A 22,043-nucleotide genomic window follows, 5' to 3' on the forward strand; every position below is an offset into this window, starting at 1 on the left:
TCCCATCGACCTTTCCGCGGGGCTCCGGGCCCTGCCCCATCATGTCTCTCCTGCCTTCGTCGCTGCGCCGCGCGCTGATCGTTTCTCCCCTGTGGCTGGCCGCCGGCTGGGCCACGGCCGCCGGGCCGACGCTGCTGAACGTCAGCTACGACGTGGCGCGCGAGTTCTACAAGGAGATCAACCCGGCCTTCCAGAAGCAGTGGAAGCAGGCCAGCGGCGAGGACCTGACGATCAACCAGTCCCACGGCGGCTCGAGCAAGCAGGCCCGCGCGGTGATCGACGGCCTGGAGGCCGACGTCGTGACGATGAACCAGTCGAGCGACATCGACGCCATCGCCACCCGCGGCAAGCTGATCCCCGAAGACTGGGCGAAGCGCCTGCCGAACAACGCCGCGCCGACCACGTCGGTCACGGTGATCCTGGTGCGCAAGGGCAACCCGAAGAAGATCGCCGACTGGCCCGATCTGGCCAAGCCCGGCGTCAGCGTCGTGATCCCGAATCCCAAGGTCACCGGCAACGGCCGCTACAGCTATGTGGCCGCCTGGGGCTCGGCGATCAAGGCCGGCGGCACGCCGGCGCAGGCCCGCGATCTGGTGCAGAAGATCTTCGCCAACGTGCCGGTGTTCGACGGCGGCGGCCGCGCGGCGACCACCACCTTCGCGCAGCGCAACATCGGCGACGCGCTGGCGACCTTCGAGTCCGAGGTCAACCTGATCAAGGCCGAGTTCGGCGACCACTTCGACGTGGTCTACCCCAAGTCGACCATCCTGGCCGAGAACCCGGTGAGCGTGATCGACAGCGTGGTCGACAAGAAGGGCACGCGCAAGCAGGCCGAGGCCTACCTCAAGTTCCTGTGGTCCGACGAAGCGCAGGAGATCGCCGCCAAGCACCAGCTGCGCCCGCGCTCGCCCGCGCTGCTGAGCAAGTACGCGAAGGACTTCCCCAAGGTCAACACCTTCACGATCGACGAGATCTTCGGCGGCTGGAGCAAGGCGCAGAAGGAGCACTTCGACGACGGCGGGATCTACGACCAGATCCTGGCGGCGCGCAAGTGAGAACCCTGCAGACGCGCGCGGGCCGAGCGCCGGGCCGCCCCAAGCCGGCCCGCCTCCCCTCGGGGGAGCGACGAACGGCCTCGTTCGGCGAGGGGTAGTCATGTTCCTCTCTCGCACCCTGCTGCGGCGGCACAGCGTGCTGCCCGGCTTCGACCTCGCGCTGGGCTTCACGCTGCTCTACCTGAGCCTCATCGTGCTGATCCCGCTGTCGGCCGCGTTCCTGAAGACCTTCACGCTCACCTGGCCGGCGTTCTGGGAGGCGGTGAGTTCGCCGCGGGTCGTGGCCTCGTACCGGCTGACCTTCGGCGCCTCGCTGGCGGGCGCGCTGCTCAACGCGGTGTTCGGGCTGGTCATCGCCTGGGTGCTGGTGCGCTACGAGTTCCCGTTCAAGCGCATCGTCGACGCGCTGGTCGACCTGCCGTTCGCGCTGCCCACCGCGGTGGCCGGCATCGCGCTCACCGCGATCTATTCGCAGAACGGCTGGATCGGGCAGTACCTGCCGTTCAAGGTGAGCTTCACGCCGGTGGGCGTGTTCGTCGCGCTCACCTTCATCGGCCTGCCCTTCGTCGTGCGCACGCTGCAGCCGGTGCTCGAGGACCTGAGCAAGGAGATCGAGGAGGCCTCCGCCACCCTGGGCGCGAGCCGCGCACAGACCTTCCGGCTGGTGATCTTCCCGATCCTGATCCCGGCGCTGCTGACCGGCTTCGCGCTCGCCTTCGCCCGCGCGCTGGGCGAGTACGGCTCGGTGATCTTCATCGCCGGCAACCTGCCGCTGGTGAGCGAGATCACGCCGCTGCTCATCATCACCAAGCTCGAGCAGTACGACTACGCCGGCGCCACCGCGATCGCGGTGGTGATGCTGGTGTCGAGCTTCGTGCTGCTGCTGGGCATCAACCTGCTGCAGGCCTGGTCGCGCCGCCGCCAGGGAGGAAACTGACATGACGACCGGCGCCACGCTGGCCCTGAAAGCCGCCGCACCCGCTGCGGCGGTCGCCCCGGCGAACCTGCGCAACGCCACCACGGAGGCGCCGTGGGTGCGCCGCACGCTGATCGGCATCGCGCTGGTGTTCCTGACGGTGTTCCTGTTCGTGCCGCTGTTCGCGGTGTTCTACGAAGCGCTGAAGAAGGGCTGGGACGTCTACCTCGCCGCGATCGTCGAGCCCGATGCGCTGTCGGCCATCAAGCTCACCCTGCTGGCCGCGGCGGTGTCGCTGCCGCTGAACCTGGTGTTCGGCGTCGCCGCGGCCTGGTGCATCGCCAAGTTCGACTTCCGCGGCAAGAACATCCTGCTGACGCTGATCGACCTGCCGTTCTCGGTGAGCCCGGTGATCGCCGGCCTGATCTTCGTGCTGGTGTTCGGCCTGCAGGGCTGGCTGGGCGGCTGGCTGCGCGAGCACGACCTGAAGATCATCTTCGCGCTGCCCGGCATCGTGCTGGCCACGGTGTTCATCACCTTCCCGTTCATCGCGCGCGAGCTGATCCCGCTGATGCAGGCGCAGGGTGTCGAGCAGGAGGAGGCGGCGCGCGTGCTGGGTGCCTCGGGCTGGCAGATCTTCTGGCGCGTGACGCTGCCCAACATCAAGTGGGCGCTGCTGTATGGCGTGATCCTGTGCAATGCGCGGGCGATGGGGGAGTTCGGCGCGGTGTCGGTGGTGTCGGGCCACATCCGCGGCCAGACCAACACGATGCCGCTGCACATCGAGATCCTCTACAACGAATACCAGTTCGCCGCGTCGTTCGCGGTGGCTTCGCTGCTGGCCGGGCTGGCGCTGGTGACGCTGGTGCTGAAGTACTTGGTGGAGCGACGGGTGAGAAACCAGATCAAGGGCGCGAGCGCGCTGGAGGCCGTATGAGCATCGAAGTCCGTAACCTGAACAAGCGCTTCGGCCCCACCGTCGTCTGCGACGACATCTCCATCGACATCCCCTCGGGCGAGCTGGTCGCGCTGCTCGGGCCCTCGGGGTCGGGCAAGACCACGCTGCTGCGCATCATCGCGGGCCTGGAAGTGCCCGACAGCGGCAGCGTGCTGTTCCACGGCGAGGACGCCACTCGCACCGACGTGCGCGAGCGCCAGGTCGGCTTCGTGTTCCAGCACTACGCGCTGTTCGCGCACATGACGATCTTCGAGAACGTGGCCTTCGGGCTGCGCGTGCGCCCCAAGGCCACGCGGCCCAGCGAGGCCGAGATCCGCAGCAAGGTCACCGCGCTGCTGAAGCTGGTGCAGCTCGACTGGATCGCCGACCGCTTCCCGCACCAGCTGTCGGGCGGCCAGCGCCAGCGCATCGCCCTGGCGCGCGCGCTGGCGGTGGAGCCCAAGGTGCTGCTGCTCGACGAGCCCTTCGGGGCACTCGACGCCAAGGTGCGCAAGGAGCTGCGCCGCTGGCTGCGCCGCCTGCACGACGAGGTGCATGTGACGAGCGTGTTCGTCACCCACGACCAGGAGGAGGCGATGGAGGTCGCCGACCGCATCGTCGTGATGAACCAGGGCCGCGTCGAGCAGGACGGCCCGCCGGACCAGGTGTACGACCACCCGGCGTCGCCCTTCGTGCTGCAGTTCCTGGGTGACGTGAACCTGTTCCATGGCCGCTTCGGTGCGGGCCGCGGCGACGCGAAGAGCAGTGAGGTCAGCTACGTGCGCCCGCACGAGCTGGCGATCCTGGCCGCACCGGCCGAGGGCTCGCTGCCGGTGACGCTGTCGCAGGCGCTGACCGTGGGGCCGAACACGCGGGTGGAGTTCAAGCGCGTGGACGACGGCAGCTACATCGACGTCGAGTTGCCGCGCTCGGAGTTCCATGCGCTGCGCGAGCGCTTCCCGCTCGATCCCGGCGCCACGGTGCACCTGCTGCCGCGTCGCGTGACGCGCTTCGCGCAGGAAACCGAGGCCGATCCGGCCGCGATGATCTGACCGGCGCGGCGGCCCCCCGCGGGGGGCTCAGAGTTCGTCGACCTTGCCGCCGTCGAGCGCGCGCTGCACCACCTTGCGCGTCAGCGACGGCGCAAAGCTCTCGATGAAGTCGTACACATAGGCCCGCAGGTAGCTGCCGCGCTTGAGAGCCAGGCGCGTCATGTTGACGGCGAACAGGTGGCGCGCGTCGAGCGCGCGCAGGTGGCGGTCGCGCTCGTCGTCGTAGGCGATCGACGCGACGATGCCGACGCCCAGGCCCAGCTCCACGTAGGTCTTGATCACGTCGGCGTCCATCGCCGTCAGCGCCAGCGTGGGCGTGAGGCCCTCGCGCTCGAAGGCCTCGTCGATGTGCGCGCGACCGGTGTAGCCGGCGTCGTAGGTGATCAGCGGGTATTCGGCGAGCCGCTTCAGCGTGAGGGCGCCGCCGTCGAGCAGCGGGTGGTCGGGCGGCACCAGCACCGCGTGCGTCCAGCGGTAGCAGGGCAGCGCCACGAGGTCGGGGTACTGCGCCAGCGCCTCGGTCGCGATGCCGATGTCGGCCTCGCCGTCGAGCAGCATCTGCGCCACCTGCTTCGGCGAGCCCTGGTGCAGCTGCAGCTGCACGCCCGGATGGCTGCCGCGGAAGTCGCGCACCGCCGGCGGCAGCGCGTAGCGCGCCTGCGAGTGGGTGGCGGCGATGGACAGCGGGCCGTGGTCCTGCTGGGCGTAGTCGGCGCCGGCGCGCTTGAGGTTGTCGGCATCGTGCAGCAGCCGCTCCACGATCGGCAGCACCGCCTCGCCGGGCGCGGTGAGGCCGGTCAGGCGCTTGCCGGCGCGCACGAAGATGTCCACGCCGAGCTCGTCCTCGAGCTCGCGGATCTGTCGGCTCACGCCGGGCTGCGAGGTGTGCAGCGCCTCGGCCACGTCGGTGAGGTTGAAGCCGAGCCGCACCGCCTCGCGGACGGAGCGCAGTTGCTGGAAGTTCATCGGGTCAGCCGCGAATCGAAAGTTTTCGAGTGTCCGGGCTGGCGGCGCGCGAGGGAACGACCGTTTCGTAGTTTGCTTTCGCGCCGTCGGCATAAGGCCTTCGGCGCGCGCGGCGCACTCAGTCCGCGGCGGTCGGGCCGGACGCCGGCTGCGCGGCCTTGGCCGCGAACGCCGCCCGCAGCGCCTTCAGCTTCTCGCGCGGGTCTTCCTTCGCGCGGCCTTCTTCCAGCTTCATCTCGGCGATGAAGCGGCTGGGCGCGCCGGCCACGGTCTCGCGGCCGCGCTTGCGGCGCTTGAGCCAGCTGACCGCCAGCGTGCTGCGGGCGCGGGTGATGCCCACGTACATCAACCGCCGCTCCTCCTCCAGCCGCTGGGCCAGCGAGGCCGCGGTGAGCGATTCGTCGTCGGTCTTGAACGGCAGCAGGCCCTCGTTGACGCCGGCCAGCACCACGTGCGGCCACTCCAGCCCCTTGGCGGCGTGCAGCGTGGAGAGCGTCAGCACGTTCTGGTCGTCGCCGCGCTCGGCCAGGCTGATGATCACCGCGATGGTCTGCGCCACTTCGAGCACGCTGCGCCGCTCGCTCTCCTGGCCGCTGCCGTCGTCGGCCGTCTCGCCGCCGCAGCGCCTGGCGATCCAGTCGACGAAGTCGAGCACGTTCGACCAGCGCGCGGCGGCCAGCTTCTCGCTGTCCTCGCCGTCGTGCAGGTGCTGCTCGTAGCCGATGTCCTTCAGCCAGCCCATCAGCAGCGCGCGCGCCTCCTCGGCGCCGACGGCCTGGCGCGCACGGTACTCGAGGTCGTTGACGCAGCGGCCGAACTCATGGAGCGAGCCGACCGCCTTCGCGCTGAGCACCGTGCCGAGCGACTCCGCGAACAGCGCTTCGTAGAGAGACACCTTCCAGCGGCCGGCGAACTCGCCCAGCCCGGCCAGCGTCTGGTGGCCGATGCCGCGCTTGGGCGTGGTGACCGCGCGCAGGAAGGCGGGGTCGTCGTCCTGGTTCACCAGCAGGCGCAACCAGGCGCACAGGTCCTTGATCTCGGCGCGCTCGAAATAGCTCTGGCCGCCCGACACCTTGTACGGGATCTGCGCCTTGCGCAGGGCCTGCTCGAACACGCGCGCCTGGTGGTTGGCGCGGTAGAGGATCGCGAAGTCCTTCCACTCGATGCCCTGCCCGCCCACCGCGCCGGCCGCCGCGCCGCCCTGGCCGCGCAGCGCCTGGATGCGCGCCACCGCGCGCTCGGCCTCGTGTTCCTCGCTGTCGCTCTCCACCACGCGCACCGGCTCGCCGTCGCCGAATTCGCTCCACAGCTTCTTGTCGAAGATCTTCGGGTTGGCCGCGATCACGTGGTTGGCGGCGCGCAGGATGTTGCCGGTCGAGCGGTAGTTCTGCTCCAGCGGGATCACCCGCAGGTCCGGGTAGTCCTGCGGCAGGCGCTTGAGGTTGTCGATCGTCGCGCCGCGCCAGCCGTAGATGCTCTGGTCGTCGTCGCCGACCGCGGTGAACATCGCCGGCCGGTCGCGGCCGCCCTGGCCGTCGCCGACCAGCAGCTTGAGCAGTTCGTACTGCTGCGCGTTGGTGTCCTGGTACTCGTCGACCAGCACGTGGCGCAGCGCCGCCTGCCACTTCGCGCGCACCGCGTCGTGCCGCTGCAGCAGCGCCACCGGCAGGCCGATCAGGTCGTCGAAGTCCACCGCCTGGTAGGCCGCGAGCCGCTCCTGGTAGCGCGTCATCACGCGCGCGGCCTGCACCTCGTCGGGGTTCTTCGCCTCGGCTTCGGCCTGCGCCGGCGTCAGGCCCTGGTTCTTCCACAGGCTGATGGCCCACTGCCAGCGCCGCGCGGTCTTGGCGTCGGTGGTGCCGCCGGCGTCGCGCAGGATGCCCAGCACGTCGTCGCTGTCGAGGATCGAGAACTGCGGCTTCAGCCCCAGCGCCGCGCCGTCCTCGCGCAGCAGCCGCACGCCGAGCGAATGGAAGGTGCTGATCAACAGACCCTTGGCCGGCCGCGCGCCCACCAGCGCCTTGGCGCGCTCGCGCATCTCGGCGGCAGCCTTGTTGGTGAAGGTGATGGCGGCGATCTGCGACGGCGCCAGCCCGGCTTCCAGCAGGCGCGCGATCTTGTGCGTGATGACGCGCGTCTTGCCCGAGCCGGCGCCGGCCAGCACCAGGCAGGGGCCGGCCAGGTGGTGAACCGCCTGCATCTGGGCGGTGTTGAGCGAGGCAGGCGCGGACAAGGAGGACGGAGCGGAGACGACGGGACGGAGCCGTGGCGAACGGCGGGGCGCGCGATGATAGCCAAGCGTTGCCGGCCGAGGCCCCGGAGCGCGGCCTGACATACTGCCGCCGCGATGCAAGCGATCCTGTCCGTCACGGTGCCGTTCTTCGCGCTCGTGCTGTGCGGCTACCTTGCGGCGCGCACGCGCGTGATGCCGGAGGCCGCGATCCCCGGCCTCAACGCCTTCGTGCTGTTCTTCGCCCTGCCCTGCATGCTGTTCCGCTTCGGCGCGAGCACGCCGATCGGCAACCTGCTGAACCCCACGATGCTGGCGGTCTACACGCTCGCGGGCCTCGGCCTCGTGGCGCTGACCGTCGTGCTCACTCTCGGTGCGCGCGTGCACCTCAAGGATGCAGCCTTCGGCGCGCTCGTGGCCGCTTTCCCGAACAGCGGCTTCATGGGCATGCCGATGATGACGGCGCTGATCGGCGCGGCGGCGGCCGGTCCGGTGATGGTCACGCTGCTGGTCGACATGTTCATCATCAGCTCGGTCTGCCTTGCGCTGGCGCAGATGCACGGCGCCTCGCACCTGCCGCTCGGCGCACGCCTGCGCAATGCGCTGCGCGGGCCGATCGCCAACCCGCAGCCCTGGGCCATCGCGCTCGGCGCGCTGTTCTCCGCCGCCGGGCTGGCGTTGCCGGGGCCGCTGGAGCGCATCGTCGAACTGCTGGCCGATGCCGCCACGCCGGTCGCGCTGTTCACCATCGGCGCCGTGCTGTGGCGGGCCGGCGAGCACGCGCGCCTCGACGCGACCCCCCGCGACGGCGCGCAGCGTGCGCCCTTCGTCGCGGTGTTGCCGCTCGCACTGATCAAGCTGTGCGTGCACCCGGCGCTGCTGTTCGCGATCGGCAGCGCGGCCATCGCGATGGGCGCCGCACTGACGCCGTTCAACCTGATGGTGCTGACGCTGACCGCCGCACTGCCGTCGGCCAGCGGCGTCTCGCTGCTCGCCGAGCGGCACGGGGCCGACACCGGGCGCGTCGCCCGCGTGATCATGGCGTCGACCGTGCTCGCCTTCGTCAGTTTCTCGGCGCTGGCGTGGTGGTTCGGCGTGCGAGGGGGCTGAGTTTTTCGCGTGCCCTGAAGCGGTGCGCGGTCTGCTCGGCGTGCGGTTTGTCGCGTGGGCGACAGCCGCCGGGCCACGATCGCAGGTGTTGCGCGAACGCGTCAGAACAGCGCTTCGGACGCCTGTTGCAGATCGTAAATGGTGGCTGCGGGCGGCGGCTTCACTAAACTTTCACGAGGCACCAACCGGTCCGCGTCTTCGATCAAGACGTTGGTTGTTTCGCCCCGCCAACCCTCCACGAAAGAGAGATTCCTGATGAAGAAACTCGCCCTCGCCGCCGCCCTGTGCGCGGCATTCACCGGCAGCGCGTTCGCCCAGAGCAGCGTCACGCTGTACGGCCGCGTCAACACCTCCATCGAGTTCCAGGACAACGGTCAGACCGACCGCACCGTCATGGAAAACAACGCGTCGCGTTGGGGCCTGAAGGGCAATGAAGACCTCGGCGGTGGCCTGAGCGCCTTCTTCATGCTCGAAACCGGCTTCGGTTCCGACAACGGCGCCGGCAGCGGCGGCTTCAGCCGCGAAGCCTTCGTCGGCCTGAAGAGCAATTCCTGGGGCCAGATCAAGGCCGGCAAGATCACGAGCGCGCTGTACTACGCCACGCTCGACTGGATCGGCTTCGTGAACCACGACACCGGCACCTCCGCGGAAGACAAGCTGTACACGCTGAACTTCACGTCGAACAACGCCGTCGAGTACACCTCGCCCACCTTCGGTGGCGGCTTCACCGTCGCGCTGACGGTCAACGCCGGTGAAGGCGCCGACGCGACCGGCACCAACGTCGAACCCAACCTGTACAGCAAGACCTACGAAGGCGTCATCAGCTACGACGTCGAGAACCTGCACGTCGGTGCCGGCTACAGCAAGTCGGAGAACGTGGCGGGCGATGACGTCATCGAAGGCTTCTCGGCCGCCGGTGCCTATACCATGGGCCCGCTGACCCTGGGTCTGGCCTATGAGTACAACGACAGCACCGCCCTCGGCAAGCGCAACCACTACCACGTGACCGGCATGTACGTGGTCGGCGCGCACGAGTTCCACGGCGTGGTCGGCTACGCCGACAAGTGGGACAACGTGCCCAATTCCGATGCCAAGGTCTACACCGTCGGCTACGGCTACAACCTCTCCAAGCGCACCAAGCTGTACGCGTTCTACACCCTGAACGACAACGGCTCCGTGCCCTACGGCGCTGGCTACAGCGCGCTGGCCGTGCTGCCCAACGAGGACTGGTCCTCGCTTGCGATCGGCATCCGCCACCACTTCTGATCCGAGTCTCTCGGCCCAGTTCGAAAAGCGGCCTCCGGGCCGCTTTTTTGCATCAACAATCCGGTGACAATCGGCCACCGTCGATCCGTCGCCCCCGATTCCGGATCCCCCACGAGGAACCCGCATGAAGCTCACGACCCGCCAGTTTCTGAAGACCGCCGGCCTGTTCGGCGCCGGCCTGCTGCTCGCCGCCTGCGGCAAGAAGGAAGAGCCGGCACCCGCCGCCGCCCCCGCTGCCGCGCCCGCGCCGGTGGCCTCCGCTCCGGCGCCTGCGCCCGCCAAGGTCTACGTCGTCGGCACCGATGCCGCGTACGCGCCTTTCGAGTTCCAGAACGAGAAGGGCGAGATCGTCGGCTTCAGCATCGACCTGCTCCAGGCCGTCGCGGCCAAGGGCGGCTTCGAGGTGAAGTTCGTCAACACGCCGTGGGAAGGCATCTTCAACGCGCTGCAGCAGGGCGACCGCGACCTGCTGATCTCGTCGATCACCATCACCGACGAGCGCAAGCAGACGATGGACTTCTCCACCCCCTACTTCGACGCCTACCAGCTGATCGCGGTGAAGGGCAGCTCCAAGGTCGCCAAGTTCGACGACCTCAAGAAGCTCAAGGTCGGCGTGCAGACCGGCACCACCGGCGACGAGGTCGTGACCAAGCTGCAGGGCAAGAACAGCGCCAACGTCAAGCGCTTCGAGTCCACGCCGCTGGCGCTGAAGGAGCTCGAGGCCGGCGGCGTCGATGCCGTCGTGGCCGACAACGGCGTGGTCATCAACTACGTGACCAACAACGCGGCCGCCAACTTCAAGACCGTCAGCGACAGCGCCTTCGCGCCCGAGCAGTACGGCATCGCGGTGAAGAAGGGCAACGCCGAGCTGCTGGAGAAGGTCAACAAGGGCATCGCGGCGATCAAGGCCGACGGCAGCTACGACCAGGTCTACGCCAAGACCTTCGGTGCAGCCGCTCCCGCGGCAGCGGCTTCCAAGTAAGCGGCAGCATCAGGACCCCGAGGATCTCCCATGGACTTTCGCTGGGAGATCCTGGCCGGCTACGGACCGCTGTTCCTGGCCGGCGTCCTGATGACGATCAAGCTGACGGTCGTCGCGATCGTCGCCGGCCTCGCGCTCGGGCTGGTGCTGGGCCTGATCAGCAGCACGCGCTATGCACCCCGCCCGAGGTCGCCGCTGGCGGCCGCGCTGATCAAGCCGGCGCAGTGGCTGACCATCGCCTACGTCACCTTCTTCCGCGGCACGCCGCTGTTCGTGCAGATCCTGCTGGTGCACTTCGCGCTGATGCCGGCGCTGATCCATCCGGACAACGGCCTGCTGCTCACCGGCGAGGCCGCACGTGATTTCCGCCAGAACTACGGCGCCTTCTTCTCCGGCGCGCTGGCGCTCACGCTGAACGCCGGCGCCTACATCTCCGAGATCTTCCGCGCCGGCATCCAGAGCATCCACGGCGGCCAGACGCAGGCGGCCTACAGCCTGGGCCTGACGCACGCGCAGAGCATGCGCCACGTGATCCTGCCGCAGGCCGTGCGCCGCATGGTGCCGCCGCTGGTCAACGAGGCGGTCACGCTGATCAAGGATTCGTCGCTGGTGTCGGCCATCGGCCTGGCCGAGCTGGCGCTGGCCGCGCGCACCGTGGCCGGGGCCTACTCGCGCTACTGGGAACCCTACCTCGCGATCTCGGCCGTCTACCTGCTGCTCACCTGGCTGCTGTCCACGCTGGCCAAGCGGCTCGAATCGCCCGACCACCTGCGCGGGCGCTAGATCGCCAGCGGGTCCACGTCGACCGCCCAGCGCAGCAGCCCCTTCTGCTCCGGTCGCTTGCGCCGCAGCGTGGCGTCCCAGGTCGAGAGAAAGCGCTGCAGCGCCGGCCGCGAGGCCGACTCCACCAGCAGCTGCGCCCGCTCCATGTCGGCCACGCGCTGCACGCTCAGCGGCACCGGCGGGTAGAGCGCCACCTGGTGCTGTGCGGCGAGTTCGCGGGCCTCGTCGCTCACCGCCCGCAGCCAGGCCTGCGCCACCGACTGCTCGCGGGCGTCGGCGCGCAGCAGCGCCAGGTGGGTGTAGGGCGGCAGGCTCGCCGACCGCCGCTCGGCCAGCTGCGCCTGCGCGAAGGCCGCGTAGTCGTGCGTGCGCAGCGCCGCGTACAGCGCGTGCTGCGGGTGCCAGGTCTGCACCCACATCTCCGCGCGGTCGGCCTGCCCGGCATCGCGGCCGGCGCGGCCGGCGGCCTGCATCAGCAGCGAGAACTGGCGCTCCGGCGCGCGGAAGTCGCTGCTGAACAGCGCCGCGTCGGGGTTCACCGCCGCCACCAGCGTCATGCGGCGGAAGTCGTGGCCCTTGGCGATCATCTGCGTGCCCACCAGCACGTCCACCTCGCCGGCGTGCACGCGGGCCAGCTCGGCTTCCAGCGCGCCGCTGCGCCGCGTGGTGTCGGCGTCGATGCGGCCCACGCGCGCGCCGGGCAGCGCCAGCGCCAGCTGCTCCTCCAGGCGTTCGGTGCCGCGGCCGGTGGGCTGGATGTCGGCATTGCCGCAGTCCGGGCAGGCGCGCGGCACGCGCTCGGTGAGACCGCAGTGATGGCAGCGCAGCGTGCGGTCGAGCTTGTGGAACACCCGCCACGCGCTGCAGTGCGCGCAGGCGCTCTTCCAGCCGCACTCGGTGCAATGCAGCACCGGCGCGTAGCCGCGGCGGTTCAGCAGCACCAGGCTCTGCTCGCCGCGCGCCAGCCGCTCGCGCAGCGCGCCCAGCAGCGCGGGCGACAGCGCGCTGTCGCGCAGCACCTCCTTGGGCAGCCGGCTCATGTCGACCAGCCGCACCGTGGGCAGCACGCCGCCGCCGATGCGCGCGGCCATGGTCAGGCGGGTGTAGCGGCCGGCACCGCCCTCGGCCGCCGCCAGCGCGTTGTGCCAGCTCTCCAGCGAGGGCGTGGCCGAGCCCAGCAGCACCGGCACGCCCTCGATGCGGCCGCGCACCACGGCCAGGTCGCGGGCCGAATAGCGCGCGCCTTCCTGCTGCTTGTAGGACGGGTCGTGCTCCTCGTCGACGATCACCAGCCCCAGCCGTGGCAGCGGCGCGAACACCGCCAGCCGCGTGCCCAGCACCAGGTCGGCCTCGCCCAGCAGCACCATCAGCCAGTGCTTCAGCCGGCGCGCCGGCGTCAGGCCGCTGTGCAGCGACACCACCCGGCGGCCCGGAAAGCGCGCCAGGAAGCGCTCTTCGAGCTGCGGCGTCAGGTTGATCTCCGGCACCAGCACCAGCGCCTGGCGGCCCGCGTCGACCACGCGCTGCGCCTCGCGCAGGTAGATCTCGGTCTTGCCGCTGCCGGTGCTGCCGTGCAGCAGCGTCACGGCGGCATCGTCCGCGGTCGCGGCCAGTGCCTGCAGCACTTGCGCCTGCTCGGCGCTGGGGGCGGGCAGCGCGCCCTGCTCGCCGCTGGGCGGCAGCAGCCTGGCGCGCAGCCGCGAGAGCCGGCGCTCCAGCTGCGTGGCGCTCAACGTGCGCAGTTCGGGCGGCAGCACCGCCAGCGCCACCTCGCCCGGGCTGCGCTGGTAGTACGACGCGGCGAAGTCCACCAGCTCGCGCCAGGCGGCCGGCAGCGGCGGCAGCGCGTCGAACACCGCGGCCACCTCGCGCAACGTCACGCCGTCGGGCACCGCCGCGTCCTCGCCGGGGCGCGCGTCCCAGGCCACGCCCAGCACTTCACGGCGACCCAGCGGCACGCGCAGCAACGTGCCAGGCCGGAGCGGGCGCTCGCTCAGGTACCCGAGCGCCGCCTTCAGGCCGCTGTACTGCGGTGCGTCGATCACCACCGGCACCACGACCGGCTCACGGGCCGGCGCCGGGGGCTCAGCGCCCGCCGCCGGTGCGGACGTGGCGGCCGCTCGCGATGAAGGTGACTTGCCCAAGGAATCTCAAATTCGTATCAAGGAAAGCGGCCAAGCCGTTGATTCGTTTGGGGTTTTCGAGCTATCCACGTGCCCTGTGGAAAACTTTGTGGGAAACCTGCGCAAACGCGCGCTAACTGCTTGATAGCACAGGCCGCGGCTTGCGCTGATGCTTTCGAAGGCAGAAAAATGTCTATATAAGAATCAACGACTTAGCGCATTCGTCGGTCGAAAGGCTGTTGCGATGCAGCAGCCTCATCGCGGTGCGGGGCTTGACACGATTCTGGGGATAAGTCAGGCCTCTCGGGCGTCGTTTGCGGGTAAACCCGGCTTGCCGGGTGCGCCCAGCGGCGTCTCGACCCCCCGGTCAGCCCGCGGCGGCGCGCTGCTGCCGTGAATGGGAATGCACCGCATCCACCAGCACGCTCACGCTGTCGGGTGGCGTGTGCTGGCTGATGCCGTGGCCAAGGTTGAACACGTGGCCGCTGCCGGCCGACGGCGCGCCATAGCTGTCCAGCGTGCGCGCCACCTCGGCGCGGATCTGCTCCGGGTCGGCGAACAGCACGTTCGGATCCAGGTTGCCCTGCAGGGCCACGCGGTCGCCGACGCGCGCGCGCGCCGCGCCGAGGTTCATGGTCCAGTCCAGGCCCACCACGTCGCAGCCGCTGTCGGCAATGGCCTCCAGCCACAGCCCGCCGCCCTTGGTGAACACGATCTGCGGCACGCGGTAGCCGCCGTGCTCCTTCTTCAGCTGGCGCAGCACGCGCTCGGTGTAGGCCAGGCTGAAGCGCTGGAAGGCGCCGTCGGCCAGCACGCCGCCCCAGCTGTCGAAGATCATCACGGCCTGCGCGCCGGCCTCGATCTGTGCGTTCAGGTAGGCCGCCACCGCGTCGGCGTTCACCTCGAGGATGCGGTGCATCAGGTCGGGCCGGCGGTAGAGCAGGGTCTTCACCAGCCGGTAGTCGTCGCTGCCCGCGCCCTCCACCATGTAGCAGGCCAGCGTCCACGGGCTGCCCGAGAAGCCGATCAGCGGCACCCGCCCCGGCGCGCCGCCCGGCGCCAGCGCACGCCGGATCGACGCCACCGCATCGAACACGTAGCGCAGCTTGTCCATGTCGGGCACCTGCAGCTTCGCCACGTCGGCCTCGTCGCGCAGCGGGTGCGCGAAGCGCGGGCCCTCGCCCTGCGCGAAGCTCAGGCCCAGGCCCATGGCGTCGGGCACGGTGAGGATGTCGCTGAACAGGATGGCCGCGTCGAGCGGGTAGCGGTCCAGCGGCTGCAGCGTCACCTCGGTGGCGTACTGCGGGTTGGTGGCCAGCCCCATGAAGCTGCCCGCCTTGGCGCGCGTGTCGCGGTACTCGCTCAGGTAGCGGCCGGCCTGGCGCATCAGCCACACCGGCGTCACATCGGTGGGCAGGCGCAGGCAGGCACGCAGGAAGCGGTCGTTCGCGAGCGGCGGCAGGGAGGCGGTGGGGGCGGCAGTCATCGGACGATTATCACGGCCCTATCATCGGCGCCGACCATGGCCCGCGCGCAGATCCTGATCGTCGAAGACGAACCCGGCATCGCCGACACGCTGAGCTACGCCCTGCGCGCCGAAGGCTTCGAGCCGCTGTGGTGCGCCACCGGCGAGGCGGCGCTGCAGCAGCTGCCGCCGCAGGCGCCCGCGCCCGCGCTGGTGATCCTGGACGTGGGCCTGCCCGACCTCAACGGCTTCGAGCTCTTCAAGCGCATCCGCGAGCGCGCGGCCGAGTTGCCGGTCGTCTTCCTCACTGCGCGCAGCGACGAGATCGACCGCGTGGTGGGCCTGGAGCTGGGCGCCGACGACTACGTGGCCAAGCCCTTCTCGCCGCGCGAGCTGGTGGCGCGCGTGCGCACCGTGCTGCGCCGCACGGCGCGCACGGCTGCGCCGCCCCTCACCGTGCCCGGCGCGCTGACACCGGCGCCGGCCCCCGCAGCGGCAGCGGTCCCCTCGCCGATCGACGTGGACGACGGCCGCCGCCGCATCCGCTACTACGGCCGGCCGCTGGAGCTGTCGCGCTACGAGTACGGCCTGCTGAAGACCCTGGCCGAGCGCCCGGGCCACGTGTACACCCGCGACGTGCTGCTGGAGACCGTGTGGGACGACCCCGGCGAGAGCTTCGACCGCACCGTGGACGCCCACGTGAAGACCCTGCGCGCCAAGCTCAAGGCGGTGGCGCCCACGCTGGAGCCCATCCGCACGCACCGCGGCATCGGCTACGCGCTGGCCGAAGACCTGCCGGCTTCGTTGCCTGCCGCGCAATGAGCCGGCGCCGGGCCGCTCCCAAGCCGGCGAGCGCCCCCGCGGGGGGCAGGCCTGCAGGGCCGTGGGGGCCGCATTCGAGCCGGCGCCGGGCCGCCCCCAAGCCGGCGAGCGCCCCCGCGGGGGGCAGGCCCGCAGGGCCGTGGGGGCTCCATTGACGAAGCGCAACCGCATCTTCATCGGCATCCTGCTCGCCTATGCGCTGGGCGTGGCGCTGCTGCTGTGGCGGCTGGTGGGCGACATCGACCCGCGCTACCGCGAGTCGGCCGAGGAATCGCTGGTGGAGACCGCGCACCTGATGGCGAGCTGGATCGAGTCGCGCTCCAGCGAGGAGGGCATCGCCATCGACGCGCTGCGCCCGGTGTTCCGCGCCCTCTACGCGCGCGAGTTCCGGGCCGACATCTTCGGCTTCGAGAAGACCCGCGTGGAGCTGCGCGCCACCGTGGTGGACCGCTCGGGCCTCGTGCTGTTCGACTCCCTGGCCCGCCACGAGGGCGAGGACCACTCGGCCTGGCGCGACGTGCGGCTGGCGCTGGCCGGCGAGTACGGCGCCCGCACCTCGGCCGACGTGGACGGAGACCCCCACACCTCCGTGATGTACGTGGCCGCGCCCATCGTCGTGGGCGGCGAGATCGTCGGCGCGGTGTCGGTGGGCAAGCCGGTGCAGAGCTTCGGCCAGTTCGTGGAGAAGGCGCGCCGCCGCACGCTGCTGGTGGGCGCCACCTCGGTGGCCGCGGTGCTGCTGCTGGTGGTGATCGTCTCCATGTGGCTGGTGCGGCCCTTCGGGCTGGTGGCCGACGTGTGGCGCAGCGTGCGGGCGCAGAAGCGCGGCAGCTTCAGCCTGCGCCGGCTCGGCCGCCGCACCTGGGCCGCCATGGGCGCCGCCTACGACGACATGCGCGACGCGCTGGCCGGCCGCAACTACGTGGCCGACTACGTGCAGACGCTCACCCACGAGCTGAAGAGCCCGCTGTCGGCCATCCGCGGCGCGGCCGAACTGCTGAACGACGAACCCGCGATGCCCGAGGCCGACCGCCAGCGCTTCCTGGGCAACATCCAGCGCGAGACGCTGCGCATCCAGGAGCTGGTGGACCGCATGATGGAGCTGGCCGCGCTGGAATCACGCCGCCAGATCGAGCACCCCGAAGCCGTGGCCCTGCGCCCGCTGCTGGACGAGCTGACCGCCAGCGCGCAGCCGGTGGCCGCGGCGCGGCGCATCGAGGTGGTGGTGCTGCCGGGCGGCGAAGGCGATGAGGGCGATGCGGCAGTGGTGGAAGGCGACGCGCTGCTGCTGCGCCGCGCCATCGGCAACCTGCTCGACAACGCCATCGACTTCTCACCCACCGGCGGCCGCGTGACGCTGCAACTCGCACTCAACGGCCAACGCGGCGGCAGCGTCGACATCATCGTGCGCGACCAGGGCCCCGGCATCCCCGACTACGCCGACGACAAGGTGTTCGAGCGCTTCTACTCGCTGGCGCGGCCGCACTCGCAGAAGAAGAGCACGGGGCTGGGGCTGGCGTTCGTGAAGGAGATTGCGGGGCTGCACCGGGGAAGGGTGAGTCTGCGCAATGCGGGGGATGGGGTAGGGGCGGTGGCGGTGTTGTCGTTGCCGGTGGTGGCGACGAGCTGATCTGGGTTTGCGCTCGATGGTCTGCTGTAGACCCAAAGCGGAAGTCCGTTAAATCAAGAGAGGACTCCGCAAGCCGCCACTCATAGCCGTTACCCCATAGGCTCAAGAGCCTGCGTCGCGTCTCACTTTGGCACGTGGAACACCAGCACGGTCAGAATCAGCTCGCGGTTGGTGTCGCCGTTGGCGTGGAACACGTACCGAAACCCGCTCTCATGCGGCCAGTTGACGGCGCGCTTGAAGTTCGTGTGCGCCTTGGCTGTCGCGTCGACGCTCGCCAGTACGGTCGAGGTCTCGGTGCCTCGGTTGAAGACGAGGATCGCTGTCTTGCCGTCCCGCCAAGTGGCGTAGCCCAAAAGCTGCTCAATCGCCTCGCCAAAGGCCTTGGAGCCTTTCCAGAACTTGCACTCGGCGATGAAGACGTTGCGCTCGCCTTCGCGCAGCAGGATGTCGGTCTTGCCCGCCATGTTGAAGGTCTCGCCCGTGGCCTTGCCCTCGAACTGGCCGTTGAGCTGCACCAGGAAATGCTGACGCAGCGCTTCCTCGTCCATCGTCTTGAAAGCATCAGGGCTGCGCTCCATGACAAGCGTCATGTCCTGCATGATCTTGAGTGCCAGCTCGTACTGCTCCATCGCCCAGGCGGGCTCGGGCGTGAAGGGTGTAGTGCTCGCAGGCGGCAGTGCAGGGGCTGCCTTCTTGCGCGCGGTCGGGATCGCGTAAGTCTGCGGCGCGTCGTCTCGCCTCCTGACCGGGATGCCCAAACTTGCCGCGCGCTGCGACTGAGCCAGCAACCGCGTGCGGCGCTGTTCGATCGCTTGAGCAGCGATGGCAGGCAGATCGCTGTTGTGTGCATCGATCATGCCCCGCTGCCAGCCCAGGTACTGCTCGATCTCGGTCAGTGCCCGATCGACCAGGGGACGCACCTCGCGCGGCGCGTCGGCGGGTGAGTCGTAGCGCAGCACGAGCTCCTGCGTTTCGATGACGGCACGCGGCGGGCTCGTCGTCCAAGTGTTCGGCTGCGCATAGAACAGCTCGGCCTCACCCTTGAACGGCACGTGCACTTCGACCCGCTCGCCCGGCACCATTACCGGGCGGCTCGTGTCGTCAATCCAGCGGGACCGGTCGTAGCGGACATCGACTTGCGTTTCGCGGGTGTCGGCATACCACTGGTCACGTAGCAGGCGGATCGGCTCGATCCTGTACTTCCCTGACAGGTAGTTCTTGAGGTCTTCCGGTGCTGTGTTCAAGAGCCGGTTCGCGTCGAGGCTCTCGACCTCACGGCGCAGCTCATCCGCTGTGTTGCGCAGGGACTGGCTCAGATCGTGCGTGCAGAACAGCAGGCCTCTGCTCTTGTCGATGCCTCTTCCAAACATATCGCTCTCCCTTCACAGGTAGTGCGCCGCCTGCTGGTTCTTCTTGGCTACTTGAGCAGTTCGACCATCTGGCGGGCGCTCAGGCCGTGGCCGATCAGCGTCTCGCGCATCGGCGTGAATTGCCTGACCATGCGGCGATAGCGTTCCTCGGTCGGATGGTGTGAATTCAGGTCACGCCCTTTGAACTTCTGAAAGCGTCCCATGTCCTCGATCAGGAAGCGCGCAATGCCGAGCTGGTCGCCTTCGTTGTTGCCATCAAAGCCCGGGAACTTCACGTGATCGGCCCACGGGCCGACTTCCGCCACGAGCTTCTTCTTGTCTGCTGCCGAGAAGGAGGCATAGGCCTCTTCCATGAACATCCACATGTCGAGCACATCGACCACGTGCCTGACCTCCTCCGGATCATCGACATGGTCATGGAAGACACCCTGCATGTCCCACTTGGGAGCCCAGTAGTGGCCGCCATAGATCACCTTGGCGAGGAAGCCCGGGTCGCTTTCGCCGTCTTTGAGCTTCAGGTGCTTGTAGAGGTCGCCCATCATCAGGATGAGCATTTTCTCGCCGTCACTGAAGCGCACGGCGCGTTGCGAGCCTGCCGAGAGGCCGAGATCGATCAGCCGCCGCACTGCCTCAGCACGCACGGGCCTATCGTCTTGCTCGCCTGACCAAGCATCGATTCGGGCAAGCAAGTCCTCATCGATGCGCATCTCGAATCGTTCCATCTTCGGAGCCATATCGTCAATTCTTCCGGGTAAGCCGTACATTTGTACGGCAGAGCCGATACAATAGCCGGCACTCATGCTTCTGTCAATTGACTAGGGCGGGGCACCTCCTGCGGCGCACCGGTCCGATAGAGTTCTGCCAGAAGGAACGAGGCCCCAACTTGGGGGGCACGCTGCTGTGGTGCCAAAGAAGTTCTGTGCGCGCTGCCTGCGGGTCGACGGTTATAGAGTCAGGAGTCCGCTCAACACCACGCCCTGGGTTTCCAAGAAGCGGTCCTCGTCGAGCGGCAGCTCATGGCCGATTACAGCCCTTCCCGCATTGATTGAGTGCAAGTCAGCGTGGCAGTAGCGACTCTTCCGCCTTCACATCAACTTCACGCCGTCTTCACTTACCCACTCCCCAACTTCCTCGTCTTTTCTCACCCCCCGCGGAAGCTCCTCCCCGTGCCCACCTCGCGGCACGTCGCCTCAGGAGCCCGCCATGTTGTCCTTCCCCTCCGTCCTGCGTCCGCGCGTCCCGCTGCGCCCCCTGTCGCGCCCGGGCCGGCTGTGGGCCGTGGTCCTGGCGCTCGCCTGCCTGGCGAGCCTGCTGCTCGTCGCGCTGCCGGCGCAGGCCGATGACGCCGACGCGCGGCGCGCCGAGAGCCCGTACTTCTTCGTCAAGAGCGACGACCCCAGCGTTGATCGCCTGCCGCTGAAGGCCACCGAGGTCGACGCGCGCATCGCCGGGCCGATTGCCGACGTCACGGTGACGCAGCGTTACCGCAACGAGGGCCAGCGGCCCATCGAGGCGCGCTATGTCTTCCCCGGCTCCACGCAGGCCGCGGTGCACGCGATGACGGTGCGCATCGGCCAGCGCGTGATCGTCGCCAACATCCGCGAGAAGCAGCGCGCCCGCATCGAGTTCGACGCCGCCAAGCGCGAAGGCAAGACCGCCGCGCTGCTGGAGCAGGAGCGGCCCAACGTGTTCTCGATGAACGTGGCCAACATCCTGCCCGGCGACGAGGTAGCGGTGGAGCTGCGCTACACCGAGCTGCTGCCGCCCACCGAGGGCCACTACCAGTTCGTGTTCCCCACCGTCGTAGGCCCGCGTTACCGCTCCCCCGCCAACAAGGCCGCTGCCACGGAAGAAGCAAACGGCACCGCAGCGCCGTCCGGCAGCTTCCCCGCCGTGCCCTACCTGCGGGCCGGCGAGGCGTCGGAAACGCGCTTCGATCTGCGCGTGGCTTTCGCCTCGCCGCTGCCGGTGAGCGGCCTGCGCTCCAGCTCGCACGAGATCGAGGTGGAAGGCGAAGGCACCCGCAGCGCGCGCGTCGCGCTGGGCGGTGACGCGGCGGCCAGCCGCCACAACGGCAACCGCGATTTCATCCTCGACTACCGCCTGGCCGGCGAGGCCCTCGCCTCGGGCCTCACGCTGTTCCCCGGCGCGCCCGGCGAGGAGAACTTCTTCCTCGCGATGGTGGAGCCGCCCCAGGCCATCGCCACCACGCAGATCAACCCGCGCGACTACGTCTTCGTGGTCGACATCTCGGGCTCCATGCACGGCTACCCGCTCGACACCGCCAAGACGCTGCTGCGCCACCTGATCGGCGGGCTGCGCCCCAGCGACACCTTCAACGTGCTGCTGTTCTCGGGCAGCAACCGCATGCTCAACGAGACCTCGGTGCCGGCCACGCAGGCCAACATCGAGCAGGCGCTGCGCACCATCAAGCAGATGGGCGGCAGCGGCAGCACCGAGATCGTGCCGGCCTTGAAGCGCGTGGCCGCGCTGCCCAAGGCGCCGGATGTCTCGCGCAGCGTGATCGTGGTGACCGACGGCTACGTCACGGTGGAGAGCGAGGTGTTCCAGCTCATCCGCAGGAACCTCGGCCAGACCAACGTGTTCGCGTTCGGCATCGGCAGCTCGGTCAACCGCCATCTCATCGAAGGCATCGCACGCGCCGGCCAGGGCGAGCCCTTCATCGTCACCCGGCCGGAGCAGGCCGCCGCGCAGGCCGAGCGCCTGCGCCGCATGATCGACGCGCCGGTGCTCACGCAGGTGAAGGCGCGCTTCGAGGGCCTGGACACCTACGACGTGGAACCCGAGCGCCTGCCCGACGTGCTGGGCGGCCGCCCGGTGCTGGTGTTCGGCAAGTGGCGCGGCGAGCCGCGCGGCCAGCTCGTCGTCGAAGGCCAGGCATCCCATGGCGCGTGGCAGGCGATGCTGCCGGTCGGCACGCCCGACGCGCAGTCGGTCGCGCTGCGCCACCTGTGGGCGCGCCACCGCATCCAGTCGCTGTCGGACCAGGAGGCGCTGCAGGGCGGCGACACGCAGCGCGAGGCCATCACCGCGCTGGGCCTGCGCTACAGCCTGCTCACGCAGTACACCAGCTTCATCGCGGTGGACCGCGTGGTGCGCAACCCGTCCGGCGGCAGCACGCCGGTGGACCAGCCTTCGCCCCTGCCGCAAGGCGTGAGCAACCTCGCCATCGGCGCCGAGGTGCCCAGCACGCCCGAGCCTTCGGCCTGGATCGCGCTGGGCGTGGTGCTGGTGCTGCTGGGCGCGGCGGCCTGGCATCGCGGCGGATCGAGCGCCAAGCGCCTGTGGCGCAAGCCGCGGCGCCTGGTGCGCTGA

Annotated in this window: 17 protein-coding genes; 11 read left to right on the forward strand and 6 right to left on the reverse strand. The window is 69.5% G+C overall.

The window, feature by feature from the left end; genetic code table 11:
• Positions 1-41 precede the first annotated feature (41 nt).
• The 4 genes from C1M51_RS09860 to C1M51_RS09875 all read left to right on the forward strand — a co-directional run bounded on the left by C1M51_RS09860 (position 42) and on the right by C1M51_RS09875 (position 3,960).
• On the forward strand, positions 42-1,055 hold the full coding sequence (locus C1M51_RS09860; protein WP_207207741.1) for a sulfate ABC transporter substrate-binding protein: 1,014 nt from the start codon (positions 42-44) through the stop codon (positions 1,053-1,055).
• Positions 1,056-1,155: 100 nt separating this feature from the next.
• The gene (cysT, locus tag C1M51_RS09865; RefSeq protein WP_129449419.1) at positions 1,156-1,992 is read left to right on the forward strand and encodes a sulfate ABC transporter permease subunit CysT; all 837 of its coding nucleotides are present in this window, start codon (positions 1,156-1,158) and stop codon (positions 1,990-1,992) included.
• Between the two features lies 1 nt (position 1,993).
• Positions 1,994-2,908, forward strand: coding sequence for a sulfate ABC transporter permease subunit CysW (gene cysW / locus C1M51_RS09870; protein ID WP_129449421.1), 915 nt, complete (start codon positions 1,994-1,996; stop codon positions 2,906-2,908).
• On the forward strand, positions 2,905-3,960 hold the full coding sequence (locus tag C1M51_RS09875; protein WP_129449423.1) for a sulfate/molybdate ABC transporter ATP-binding protein: 1,056 nt from the start codon (positions 2,905-2,907) through the stop codon (positions 3,958-3,960). Before cysW ends, C1M51_RS09875 begins: the two co-directional genes overlap by 4 nt.
• Positions 3,961-3,987: 27 nt before the next feature.
• On the opposite strand, the gene C1M51_RS09880 is transcribed toward C1M51_RS09875, so the two are convergent.
• The gene (locus tag C1M51_RS09880; RefSeq protein WP_129449425.1) at positions 3,988-4,926 is read right to left on the reverse strand and encodes a CysB family HTH-type transcriptional regulator; all 939 of its coding nucleotides are present in this window, start codon (positions 4,924-4,926) and stop codon (positions 3,988-3,990) included.
• Between the two features lie 118 nt (positions 4,927-5,044).
• On the reverse strand, positions 5,045-7,126 hold the full coding sequence (locus C1M51_RS09885) for an ATP-dependent helicase (RefSeq protein ID WP_129452154.1): 2,082 nt from the start codon (positions 7,124-7,126) through the stop codon (positions 5,045-5,047).
• Between the two features lie 147 nt (positions 7,127-7,273).
• Between C1M51_RS09885 and C1M51_RS09890 the strand changes: the two genes are divergently transcribed.
• The 4 genes from C1M51_RS09890 (at position 7,274) to C1M51_RS09905 (ending at position 11,297) form a co-directional block, all read left to right on the forward strand.
• Complete coding sequence (locus tag C1M51_RS09890) at positions 7,274-8,266, forward strand: AEC family transporter (protein WP_129449427.1); 993 nt, start codon at positions 7,274-7,276, stop codon at positions 8,264-8,266.
• 255 nt (positions 8,267-8,521) lie between these two features.
• A complete protein-coding gene (locus C1M51_RS09895; protein ID WP_129449429.1) occupies positions 8,522-9,532 on the forward strand; it encodes a porin in 1,011 nt (336 codons plus the stop codon).
• 124 nt (positions 9,533-9,656) lie between these two features.
• On the forward strand, positions 9,657-10,514 hold the full coding sequence (locus C1M51_RS09900) for a basic amino acid ABC transporter substrate-binding protein (protein ID WP_129449430.1): 858 nt from the start codon (positions 9,657-9,659) through the stop codon (positions 10,512-10,514).
• 30 nt (positions 10,515-10,544) lie between these two features.
• Positions 10,545-11,297 carry an amino acid ABC transporter permease gene (locus tag C1M51_RS09905; RefSeq protein WP_129449432.1) on the forward strand — a complete coding sequence of 251 codons (753 nt, stop codon included), beginning with the start codon at positions 10,545-10,547 and terminating at the stop codon, positions 11,295-11,297.
• Here the strand turns inward: C1M51_RS09905 and priA are convergent.
• Both priA and hemE read right to left on the reverse strand, forming a co-directional pair.
• On the reverse strand, positions 11,294-13,351 hold the full coding sequence (priA, locus tag C1M51_RS09910) for a primosomal protein N' (protein WP_409072601.1): 2,058 nt from the start codon (positions 13,349-13,351) through the stop codon (positions 11,294-11,296). The two genes, C1M51_RS09905 and priA, sit on opposite strands and share 4 nt — an antisense overlap.
• Positions 13,352-13,787: 436 nt before the next feature.
• Complete coding sequence (hemE, locus tag C1M51_RS09915) at positions 13,788-14,906, reverse strand: uroporphyrinogen decarboxylase (protein WP_129449436.1); 1,119 nt, start codon at positions 14,904-14,906, stop codon at positions 13,788-13,790.
• 36 nt (positions 14,907-14,942) lie between these two features.
• Between hemE and creB the strand changes: the two genes are divergently transcribed.
• On the forward strand, positions 14,943-15,707 hold the full coding sequence (creB, locus tag C1M51_RS09920) for a two-component system response regulator CreB (RefSeq protein WP_129449438.1): 765 nt from the start codon (positions 14,943-14,945) through the stop codon (positions 15,705-15,707).
• Positions 15,708-15,858: 151 nt separating this feature from the next.
• Positions 15,859-17,337 (forward strand): two-component system sensor histidine kinase CreC, encoded by a 1,479-nt coding sequence (gene creC, locus C1M51_RS09925; RefSeq protein WP_129449439.1) that lies wholly within the window; start codon positions 15,859-15,861, stop codon positions 17,335-17,337.
• Between the two features lie 122 nt (positions 17,338-17,459).
• Here creC and C1M51_RS09930 read toward each other — a convergent pair whose 3' ends face one another.
• Together C1M51_RS09930 and C1M51_RS09935 are read right to left on the reverse strand one after the other, a co-directional pair.
• Positions 17,460-18,707, reverse strand: coding sequence for a hypothetical protein (locus C1M51_RS09930; protein WP_129449441.1), 1,248 nt, complete (start codon positions 18,705-18,707; stop codon positions 17,460-17,462).
• 47 nt (positions 18,708-18,754) lie between these two features.
• On the reverse strand, positions 18,755-19,507 hold the full coding sequence (locus tag C1M51_RS09935) for a YfbU family protein (protein WP_242499643.1): 753 nt from the start codon (positions 19,505-19,507) through the stop codon (positions 18,755-18,757).
• Positions 19,508-19,910: 403 nt separating this feature from the next.
• On the opposite strand from C1M51_RS09935, the gene C1M51_RS09940 reads away from it, so the two are divergent.
• Positions 19,911-22,043, forward strand: a complete 2,133-nt coding sequence (locus tag C1M51_RS09940) for a VIT and VWA domain-containing protein (protein WP_242499644.1) — start codon at positions 19,911-19,913, stop codon at positions 22,041-22,043.

Source organism: Methylibium sp. Pch-M (assembly GCF_004136295.1).
Classification (GTDB): Bacteria; Pseudomonadota; Gammaproteobacteria; order Burkholderiales; family Burkholderiaceae_C; genus Methylibium; species Methylibium petroleiphilum.